Annotated in this window: 6 protein-coding genes and 1 pseudogene; 2 read left to right on the forward strand and 5 right to left on the reverse strand. The window is 63.3% G+C overall.

Features of this window, described 5'->3' with window-relative positions; translation table 11 throughout:
- Positions 1–103: 103 nt before the first annotated feature.
- Together bmt and EOC06_RS24410 are read right to left on the reverse strand one after the other, a co-directional pair.
- On the reverse strand, positions 104–1126 hold the full coding sequence (gene bmt / locus EOC06_RS24405) for a betaine--homocysteine S-methyltransferase (protein ID WP_164898711.1): 1023 nt from the start codon (positions 1124–1126) through the stop codon (positions 104–106).
- A gap of 131 nt (positions 1127–1257) precedes the next feature.
- Entirely contained in the window at positions 1258–2115 is an 858-nt protein-coding gene (locus EOC06_RS24410) for a helix-turn-helix domain-containing protein (RefSeq protein WP_023812292.1), read from the reverse strand.
- 229 nt (positions 2116–2344) lie between these two features.
- Here EOC06_RS24410 and EOC06_RS24415 point away from each other — a divergent pair, with 229 nt between their 5' ends.
- Positions 2345–3355 carry a fatty acid desaturase gene (locus EOC06_RS24415; protein WP_164898712.1) on the forward strand — a complete coding sequence of 337 codons (1011 nt, stop codon included), beginning with the start codon at positions 2345–2347 and terminating at the stop codon, positions 3353–3355.
- Between the two features lie 91 nt (positions 3356–3446).
- Complete coding sequence (locus EOC06_RS24420) at positions 3447–4274, forward strand: phosphate/phosphite/phosphonate ABC transporter substrate-binding protein (RefSeq protein ID WP_128308990.1); 828 nt, start codon at positions 3447–3449, stop codon at positions 4272–4274.
- On the opposite strand, the gene EOC06_RS24425 is transcribed toward EOC06_RS24420, so the two are convergent.
- From EOC06_RS24425 to EOC06_RS24435, 3 genes and pseudogenes are all read right to left on the reverse strand, one after another.
- Positions 4239–5603, reverse strand: coding sequence for a Xaa-Pro peptidase family protein (locus EOC06_RS24425; RefSeq protein WP_128308991.1), 1365 nt, complete (start codon positions 5601–5603; stop codon positions 4239–4241). The two genes, EOC06_RS24420 and EOC06_RS24425, sit on opposite strands and share 36 nt — an antisense overlap.
- Positions 5604–5611: 8 nt before the next feature.
- Positions 5612–8168 (reverse strand): annotated as a pseudogene (locus tag EOC06_RS24430) (FAD-dependent oxidoreductase).
- A 58-nt stretch (positions 8169–8226) separates the two neighbouring features.
- On the reverse strand, positions 8227–9804 hold the full coding sequence (locus EOC06_RS24435; protein WP_128308992.1) for a trimethylamine methyltransferase family protein: 1578 nt from the start codon (positions 9802–9804) through the stop codon (positions 8227–8229).
- Positions 9805–10163 lie beyond the last annotated feature (359 nt).

A 10163-nucleotide genomic window follows, 5' to 3' on the forward strand; every position in this document is an offset into this window, starting at 1 on the left:
CGCTTCAGGCGCGCTGATGACGATGCGCGGCGACAATGTGGTCGACTTCAAGTCGGCGCAGTCGAGCTACGCCGACAACAGCGAATAATCGAAACCGATAAGGTCAGGCCCGGCTGCGGCGGCGCTCGCGGCGGGCTTCGCTGGTCTCGGCGGTGTTTTCCGTCGCGACCTTGTTGCGCATCGGACCAATGCGCTCGACGATCGCGGCAACCGTCGGACGATCCGCCCTGGTGTGCGCATCGAGCGCCTTGCGCATGGCGGCAAGGTGCTGGAACGAGGTGCCGCAGCAGCCGCCGATAATCTTGGCGCCGCCGTCGACAGCGAGGCGCACATAATCGGCCATCAGTTCGGGCGTGCCGGAATAATGGATTTCGGTGCCGCGGAATTCGGGAATGCCGCAATTGCCCTTGACGATCACCGTCGCCTCCGGCTTCGCCTCCGTCATGTCGAGCAGCGAGGCCAGGATGTCGGATGCGCCGACGCCGCAATTGGCACCAACGCCGAGAGGCGCCTGCGACAGCCCGTCGGTGACGCCGTGGATATCCCTGGGCAGCAGGCCCATCATGGTGCGGCCGGCGGTGTCGAAGGAACCGGTATAGGTGTAGGGCAGGCCGACACGGATGGCAGCCTCGGCGGCGGCGCGGATCTCGTCGGGAGCCGACATCGTCTCGATCCAGGCGACTTCGGCGCCGCCTTCCTTGAGACCCTCGATCTGCTCGGCGAAAGCGTCGACCGCCTCGTCATAGGTCATGGCGCCGAGCGGCACCAGCAATTCGCCGGTCGGGCCGACCGAGCCGGCGACGATCACCTTGCGGTCAGCTTTGTCCGCGACGGCGCGCGCAAGCTCGGCGGCGCGCTTGTTCAGCGCATGCACGCGATCCTGCGCATGGTGAAGCTTCAAGCGGTGACGGGTGCCGCCGAACGAGTTGGTGAGGATGATGTCGGCGCCGGCATCGACGAAATTCTGATGCAGGCTGGTGATGGTGTCGGGCGCCGTCTCGTTCAGCAGCTCGGGTGCCTCGCCGGCCTCCAGACCCATGGCGAACAAATTGGTGCCGGTGGCGCCATCGGCCAGCAGCACGCCCTTTTCAGCCAGCAGCGCATCGATCGGGTTGGTGGTCGTCATCGGATTGGCTTTCATGTTTCGAAGTCGAATAAGGATATAAAGAAGTCTTTATGTGCAGTCAATGAAATAGCAGTAGCGCGGACACCAAAGCAGAGGCCGGTTTCCGTCTGATGGATCATCGTTGCCAGAGATCAGACAGTGCCTGTTGGGAACGACATGCCGGCCAGTCTGTGCGCGAAGCCGGACGCCTCGTGCGCATTGATGTCGGCGGCCCGGATCAGATTGTCGAAATGCTGGATCAGCGTCTGGATCGGCTGGGTGGCGTTGAGCACCAGATACATGTCGCCGACATAGATGGCGGCGCGATAAGGGCCAAAGATTGTGTAGGGGATCGAATAGCGCATCCGCCCGTCATAGAGAAACAGCCGGAAGGTCGGATAGAGGTCGTCGAGCAGCGTCGCCATGTGCAGCAGCTGGGCGCGCCGGTCGGCTTCGGGGAACCGGTCCCAGACACCCAGCCCGCGGGCAAATATCTCCAGCGTGTGGCGCGGCATGCAGACTTCCATGTCGGTTTCCGGGCGCCTGTTATAGTCGATGCGGTATTGCGTTTCTCCGGCTTGCGCCAGGCGGCTCTTGTTGGTGATGCCGGCTTCGTAGTCGACCAGTGCTTCGGTGCGCAGGAGGTCGGGGATGCCGGCCGGCACGTAGCGGATCTTGGTGCCGGCCGCCTCCGCATGCCATTTGGCCAGCAACGTGCGGTCGAAACCGTCCGGTGCCTCTTCTATCTCCAGGCTCTCGCGGATTTCGCCGGTGAGACCCTCGTCCTGGCTGAGGCCGAGAAGCCAATCGAGCGACACTTTGAACTCGGCGGCGATGTTGAGCAGCGTTTCGGCGCGGGGCAGGCGGGTCGAGGCGCCCGACAGCAGCTGCGACAGCGCCGAGCGGTCGATGCCGACCGCGGTCGCGAAGGCCGACTGGTTCAGGTCGGAGCGTGTCAAGAGCATTTTCAGGCGTTCGCGGAAGATCGTTGACAGGTCGCGCTTGTCCATGTGCGTGCTCCACCTCGATTGAGGAAAAATTTGCGCCGAAGCGCTTCCGAGCGCGCCTCAGGCGTAAATGAATCCCTAAGTCTGTTTACAATATATAACATGTGCGGTCGAAAATGCGCAATCGCAACAGTTTGTGCACTTTGTCTCGTTGAGTGGAATCATTTCTCCTGACACTATGCTGTCAGGAGCCAATTGGGGTTCCGGCGACTGAGGGGCAGTGGTCGATAGCATGACGAGCAAGAGCATCAGGCGACACAGCGCACCGGCCATCGAGTGGCCGACCGTGGTACTCGCCTTTTTCTGTTACGCAACATGGCTCGCCACCGGTTTTCTGCTCTGGCCATCCTACCCCGTCCTGGCGCTCGCCATCCTGGCTTTGACCGCCGCATTGCAGTCGTCGATCATGCACGAAGTGCTGCACGGGCATCCGACACGCAACGCGCGGGTCAATGAAGCCTTCGTGTTTCTGCCGATCGGTCTGGTCTGGCCGTTCCGCCGCTTCAAGACAATCCATCTGCGCCACCACGCCGACGAGCGGCTGACCGACCCGCTGGACGATCCGGAAAGCTATTACCAGGCGCTCTGGCAGCATGACGAGCTGCCGCCGACGATGAAATTCCTGCTCAAGATCAACAACACCATGGCAGGCCGCTTCGTGCTCGGCCCGTGGCTGTCCTGCGTCGGCTTCTTCATCGACGATGCCAAGCAGGTGATCGCCGGCGACAAGGCGATCCGCAAGGCCTGGCTGCTGCATGCGATCGGTCTTGCTATCGTGCTGCCGATCGTCCAGTTCGGCTTCGGCATCCCGCTGTGGCTTTACGTTCTGGTGCCGGTCTGGCTCGGCCAGTCGCTAATCTCGATCCGCACTTTCGCCGAGCATCAATGGTCGGAACATCCGGAAGGCCGCACGGTGATCGTCGAGCGCTCGCCGCTGTCGTTCCTGTTCCTCAACAACAATCTGCACTTCGTCCATCACAAGACCCCGACTGTGGCGTGGTACAAGCTGCCCAAGCTGTTTCGTGACCGCCGTGAGGAATGGCTGCGGATGAACAATGGCTATGCCTATCCGAACTATTTCGCGCTGATCAAAGCCTATGCGTTCAAGGCCAAGGAGCCGATCGTGCATCCGGTGCTGCGGCGTCAAGCCGAGCCGGGCAGGGCCTTCAAGCCGCGCATCAGGGCGCGCAGCATCAGCGGGCTCGGCAGTGCGCCGGTTCCCGCCGAGCCGCCGAAGGAATAATTCCGGTCTACCCGGAATCCATGTCGGCCAATTCTGATTGGGCGCCGCGTTTTCGCGATCTTTTTTCCAGACATGATGATTTGATATCGGCATGAGTGAATTGGTTGCGGCGTTGCCGATGTACGATTGGCCCGAAGTGCGCGATGAAGTCGACGCGCAATGGGTGCTGCTGCGCGACGCCTTTCGGCAAAAGGGCATCGACGCGCCGCAATCCATCGTGCGGCGCAATGGTGACCTGCCACCGGTGCCGGGCGGTATTCGTGATGCTGCCGGTGCATTGATCGCACCCGATCCAGCGACATTGCCGCCGGACGAGCTCGATTTTCACATACTGTGGCTGCACCCGGCGCTGCTGTTCGCGCAGACCTGCTGGGGGCCGATGGAACTCGGCCTGTCCAGGCATGTGCAGGTGGTTGCCCAGCCAAGCTACGACGCCTACGAAGGCGGGCAGGGCGAGCTCTATTCCAGCGCCATCGTCATGCTGGCGGATGGCGCGCCGTCGGTTGCCTCGCCCAATGACGGCAGCCCGCTGATCCCACTCGATCGGATCCGCGGCAAGCGCTTCACCTTCAACAGCCTCGATTCGATGTCGGGGTTCCTCGGTTTGACGCGCGACCTGGAGGCGATGGGCGAGAGCCTTGACCTCTTTGCCTCGCGCAGCGAAAGCGGTGGGCACCGTTCCTCGATCGTCGCAATTGCAGAGGGCAAGGCCGATATAGCGACCATCGACTGCAAGAGCTGGGCACTGGCGCAGCGTTTCGAGCCGGCGGCGAAAAGGGTGGCGGTCGTTGGCTGGACCGGACGGCGCAAAGGCCTGCCCTACATCACCGCCGCAGGGACACCGGAAAAGACGGTTGGGGCGTTGCGCGAGGCCATTGCCGGGCTAGCCGAGCAGTCTCTTATCCAACGGGTAGGTTGAGAGCTGTTCGTTGCCCGTCTCGGTGATCAGTATCTGTTCCTCGATCTTGACGCCTTCGCGCCCGCCAAGCCTGCCGATATAGCTTTCCACGCACAGCACCATGCCCGGTTCCAGCACGCCGTCCGGAGTGTCCGATGTCCAGTCGCTGGCATGCGGCAAGGTCGGGTATTCATCGGCCAGGCCGACGCCGTGATAGAGGTGATAGAGCACGCCGTAGCGCGTCGGGAAGCAGTCGCCGGGCGGCACCGCCGAGCGTTCGACGAGGTCGCGAAACGAGATGCCTGGCTGCATCAGTTCGGTGTTGTGCTTGATCTGGTCGGCGGCGATGCGGAACAGGTCGCGCTGTTCGCTGGTCGGCTTTCCATCGCCGCACAGCCATGTGCGCGACAGGTCGGCGCAGAAGCCGTAGGGGCCGATGAGGTCGGTGTCGAAGGCGACGAGATCGCCAGCCTCGATCTTGCGCGACGAGCATTCCTGGAACCATGGATTGGTGCGCGGGCCTGACGTCAGCAGTCGTGTCTCGATCCATTCGCCGCCGCGCGCGATGTTGCCGCGGTGCAGTTCCGCCCACAATTCGTTTTCGGAAGTCCCCGGCTTCAGCGCCTGTTCCATCTCGCCCATCGCCGCCTCGCAGGCGACGATGGCGCGGCGCATGGCGAGGATCTCGTCGGGTGATTTGATCAGCCGCGCGTTCTCCATCACAGCTTCGCCATTGCCGATGGAAATACCGAGGCGCGCCAATTCTTCGACGCCCTCCGGATTGATATGGTCGACGGCAATGCGGCTGCTGCCGCCACCATGCTCTTTCACCAGATCGGCGATACCGGCGGCCCAGCGGCGGACTTTCTGCTCGGTCAGTTCGCCGCCATAGAGATACATCCACGACACCGCCGGCCGCACTTCGTCGACAACGCCGGAATGGTCGGACAGGTGCTCGCAGGAAAAATAGTCGAACAGCACCACCGGCCCGTCGGTGGCGACAAAGCAATGCCGCGTCGGGTTGTGCGCCACCCACAGCTGCATGTTGGTGCTGTCGGTGGCGTAGCGGATGTTGACGGGGTCGTAGAGCAGGGCGCCGGCATAGTCGCGCCGCTTCAGCTCGGCGCGGATGCGCTCCAGCCGGTATTGACGCATGGCAGGAAGATCGGGCGCGGCAATGCCTGCCGCAGCCCATTCAGCCTCGGCCTGCGCGCCATAGCCCAGCACATGCTGGTTGAGCGAAGCCGCCTTCCGGCGGGAGGCGTCGCGGAGGGCCTCGATCGAGCCTGGCTCGAACGGCATGATCTTGCGATGGCGGCCAAAGCTGCCCTTCGGCCCCGCGCTGCCCATGGTCGAACTCAGGTCCGCATCTTCTCGCCGCTCGGATCGAAGGGCGCTTCGACATTGATGCGGGCCGGGCGCCGGTGACCGAGGATCTCGATCTCGAACAGCCCGGCACTTTCGTCCTCGGCAAGCGCTGCGGGGACATAGCCCTGCGCCATCGACTTCTGCACATAATGCGCATAGCCGCCCGACGTGACCCAGCCGACCACGCGCCAGTCACCGTCGACGATACCCCGCACGGCGGAAGCGCCTTCGGCAGCCTTGGAACCGCGTATTTCCTTGCCGCCCTTGTCGAAGCGCGGCGCGCCATAGCCATGCGGCTTTTCCACCGTGCCATAGTTCTTGCTGACCTTGGCCCAGATCGGCTCGTCGCCCATGACATCGGCATCAGCGGCATCGACGATGAAGGAGACGCGGCGCAGTTTTGGTCCTTCCGCCTGTTCCTTGGCGGCAGCTTCGCGGCCGATAAAGTCGTTCTTCTCGAGTTTGATGAAGCGGTCCATCGCGCCTTCGAACGGTCCATAGATCGGCCGCAACTCGCGGAACCAGGTCGGAAAATTCTTTTCGAGGCGCATGGAGAGCAGAGCGCGCATGCCGAAATCGACAAGGCGGAATTCCTCGCCGGCGTCCTTGATCGCTTTGTAAACCAAGCGCTCGTAGGCCGGCGCCATCCAGATTTCATAGCCGAGGTCGCCGGTGTAGGTGATGCGGTTGACCATGCAGGGGGCCCCGCCAACCGCCATCTCGCGGAAATCCATGAAGCGGAAAGCTTTTGTCGAGACGTCGACATCGACCAGTTTCTGCAGCAACTCCCGTGATTTCGGCCCGGCGATCGACAGGCCGACCAGCGTCTGGTCGAAGCGGTGGATGCGCACCGTTCCGTCCTTCGGCAGGTGCTTCTCGAACCAGCGCATGTGGTACTTCTGCGCCGCCGACGAGCCCCAGATCATGAAGCGGTCCTCTGCCGCCTTGGCGATGGTGAAGTCGCCGATCAGCTTGCCGAATTCGTTGAGCATCGGCGTCAGCACGATGCGGCGGGTTGGTCATCAGCCGGTTGAGGAAATCCTCGGCCGCGGGTCCCGAGACTTCGTATTTGGCGAAGTTGGCGATCTCGGTGACGCCGACGCGCTCACGCGTGGCGCGCACTTCCTCGCCGATCGGCCCAAAATCGTTGGAGCGGTGGAAGGAGACGATATCCCTGGGTTCCTTGCCTTCAGGTGCGAACCAGAGCGGCGTCTCAAGTCCCCAGCTGTCGCCCATGACGGCGTTGTTGGCCAGCATGGTGTCGTAGAGCGGCGTCGTCTGCGCCGGGCGTGCCGCCGGCAGTTCCTCATTGGGGAAGCGGATGGAGAAGCGGCGCGAATAGTTTTCGCGCACCTTGGCGTTGGTGTAGCGCAGGCCGGCCCATTCGCCGAAGCGGGTGACATCCATGCCCCAGACGTCGAAGCCGGGGTCGCCATGGACCATCCAGTTCGACAACGCGAGGCCGACGCCGCCGCCCTGGCTGAAGCCGGCCATCACGGCGCAGGCGCACCAGAAATTGGTCAGGCCCTGCACCGGGCCGACCAGCGGGTTGCCGTCGAGTGCGAAGGTGAAGGGGCCGTTGATGATCTGCTTGATGCCGGCCTTCTCGATGCCAGGGAAATGCTTGAAGCCGATTTCCAGCGATGGCGCGATGCGGTCGAGGTCCGGCGGCAGCAATTCATGGCCGAAATCCCACGGCGTGTTGACCGGCGACCACGGCTTGCAGGCCTTCTCATAGGTGCCGAGCAGGATGCCGTTGCGCTCCTGGCGGGTGTAGATCTCGCCCTTGAAATCGAGAACGCCGATCATTTCGCGGCCGGTAGACTTGTTGAATTCCTCGACTTCCGGCATCGGCTCGGTCAGCAGATACATGTGCTCCATGGCCAGCACCGGAAGTTCGACGCCGACCATGCGGCCGATCTCGCGGGCCCACAGGCCGCCGCAATTTACGACATGCTCGGCCTTCACCGTGCCCTGTTCGGTGACGACGTTCCAGGTACCGTCGACCTCCTGCGTCAGTTCCACGACGCGGTTGCGCAGCACGATCTCGGCGCCGAGTTTTTTCGCCGCCTTGGAATAGGCGATGGTGGTGCCGGACGGGTCGAGATGGCCTTCGACCGGGTCCCACATGGCGCCGACGAAATTGGTCTCGTCCATCAGCGGGAACATCGCCCTGGCCTCGGACGGCGTGATCAGTTCGGTGTCCATGCCGAGATAGCGGCCCTTGGCATGCGCTAGGCGCAGGAAGTCCATGCGCTCGGGCGTATCGGCCATCATCACGCCGCCGGTCAAATGCAGCGAGCAGGACTGGCCGGATATTTCCTCGATCTCCTTGTAGAGCTGCACCGTATAAGCCTGCAGCTTGGCGACGTTGGGGTCGCCGTTCAGCGTGTGGAAGCCGCCCGCCGCATGCCAGGACGAGCCGGAGGTGAGCTCAGAGCGCTCGATCAGCATGATGTCGGTCCAGCCGGCCTTGGCCAGGTGGTAGAGAACCGAGCAGCCGACGACGCCGCCGCCGATGACAACCGCTTTTACGTGAGATTTCATCAAGATAGGTCCGTTTTTGCGTAAACTGAATCAGATGGGGTGGTCGGCGGGGAGCCGATCAAAAATCGGTCGGCGCGCCGCCTTCGGACCGCCGCTTGGCAACGAAGGCGTTGAGTTCCTCGCGGATGGCCGGGTCCATGTAAGGCTCCTCATAGGACGCAAGCCGTTCCTTCCAGACTTTGTTGGCCTTTTCGAGCGCCGTCGGCGAGCCGGCTTCCGCCCAGGTCTCGTAATTGCGCCAGTCGGACAGGATCGGCGAGTAGAAGGCGGTCTTGTAGCGGTCCTGCGTGTGCTGGGTGCCGAAGAAATGGCCGCCAGGACCGACCGACTGGATGGCGTCGAAGCCGAGTGCCTCGTCGGAAAGATCGAGGGGGGTCAGGAATTCGGCCACCATCTGCAGCAGGTCGATGTCCAGGATGGTCTTCTCGTAGGAGCAGCGCAGGCCGCCTTCGAGCCAGCCGGCGGCATGCATCATCAGATTGCCGCCGCCCTGGATGGCGCCCCACAGCGAGAACACGCTTTCATAAGCCGCCTGTGCGTCGACCGTGTTGGCGGCGCAGGTGTTGGAGGTGCGGTAGGGAATGTTGTAGCGGCGGGCAAGCTGGCCGCCGACGAGCTGCGCCTTCATGTATTCCGGCGTGCCGAACGCCGGCGAACCGGACTTCATGTCGACATTGGAGGTGAAGCCGCCATAGCCGACGGGTGCGCCCTTGCGCACCATCTGGGCGAAGGCGATGCCGGCAAGCGCCTCGGCGTTCTGCTGCACCAGTGCGCCGGCGATGGTGACAGGCGCCATGGCGCCCGACAGGGTGAACGGCGTCACGACGACGACCTGGCCCTTGCTCGACATCTGGATGATGCCTTCCATCATCGGCACGTCGAGTTTGAGCGGCGAATTCGTGTTGATGATGGTGAAGACGGACGGCTCTTCCAGCATCTGCTCGTGGCTGATGCCGCGCGCGATCCTGGCGATCTCGATGCCGTCGACATTGCGTTCCTTGCCGAGCGAATAGATGTGGAACACCTTGTCGGTGAGCACGCTGAGATCGCGGATGCATTCGAGGTGGCGGACGGACGGATGGATATCGGTCGGCTCGACCGGGTAGCCGCCCGTGCAGTTCAGGATGTTGTGCATCTGCGCGAGCTTTAAGAAATTGCGGTAGTCCTGCTGGTTGCCGGGCCGGCGGCCGCGATCGATGTCGGAGCAATTGGGCGCCGACGCCATCATCGAGATGATCACATTGTTGCCGCCAAAGCGCACATTGTGCGCTGGATTGCGGGCATGGATGGTGAACTCCGACGGGCAGTGCGACACCAGTTCGAGGATCATGTCGCTGTCGAAACGCACCCGCTCGCTGCCGTCGCGCACATCGGCGCCATGCGCCTTCATGATGCTGCGGGCCTCGTCATGCAGCACGTCGACGCCGATTTCCCTGAGCACGCGCAGGGAGGCGAGGTGGATCGATTCCAGCTCGTCGTCGGAGACCAGCCTAGTCGGCGTCAGCGGGTTTTTCAGCTGGCGGAAAGCCGGCTGCTCGAACGCGGCCGAGCCGCCGGCGCGCTTTCCGGCGCGGCCGCCGCGACGGGCGCGGTCGGTGGTCAATGCCGGTTCCAAGGGTTGTAGGGCGGCGGTCATGAATGGTCCTCGTAGGATGCGATAGCGGGCGGCATAATGGACCGGCGGCTGTCCAGCCATTGCGGAGGCGGCGACCACTAGGGCGAGGGAAGCGACATACCGGAACGGCAGTTGCGCGGCCACGACATCGGCCTGTTCCCGCCGCCTCGTTGGCGCAAGCGGATTTCGCCGGGCGGCCCTTCCTTTGCCTGGATCGAACCGATAGCTACTCGGGCTTGCCGGCTGGATGGCCTGCAATTCACATGGATGGCAGCATGGTTGCGACCGGCTCGAACGAAGGCGAAGCAGGAACGCAGTGGGCAGCGCTTGCCGGCGTCACCGCGGCACTTGCGATGTTCGGCGCGGCGCAGGGGTTGAGT

It is taken from the genome of Mesorhizobium sp. M7A.F.Ca.MR.362.00.0.0 (assembly GCF_004023175.1).
Lineage (GTDB): Bacteria > Pseudomonadota > Alphaproteobacteria > Rhizobiales > Rhizobiaceae > Mesorhizobium.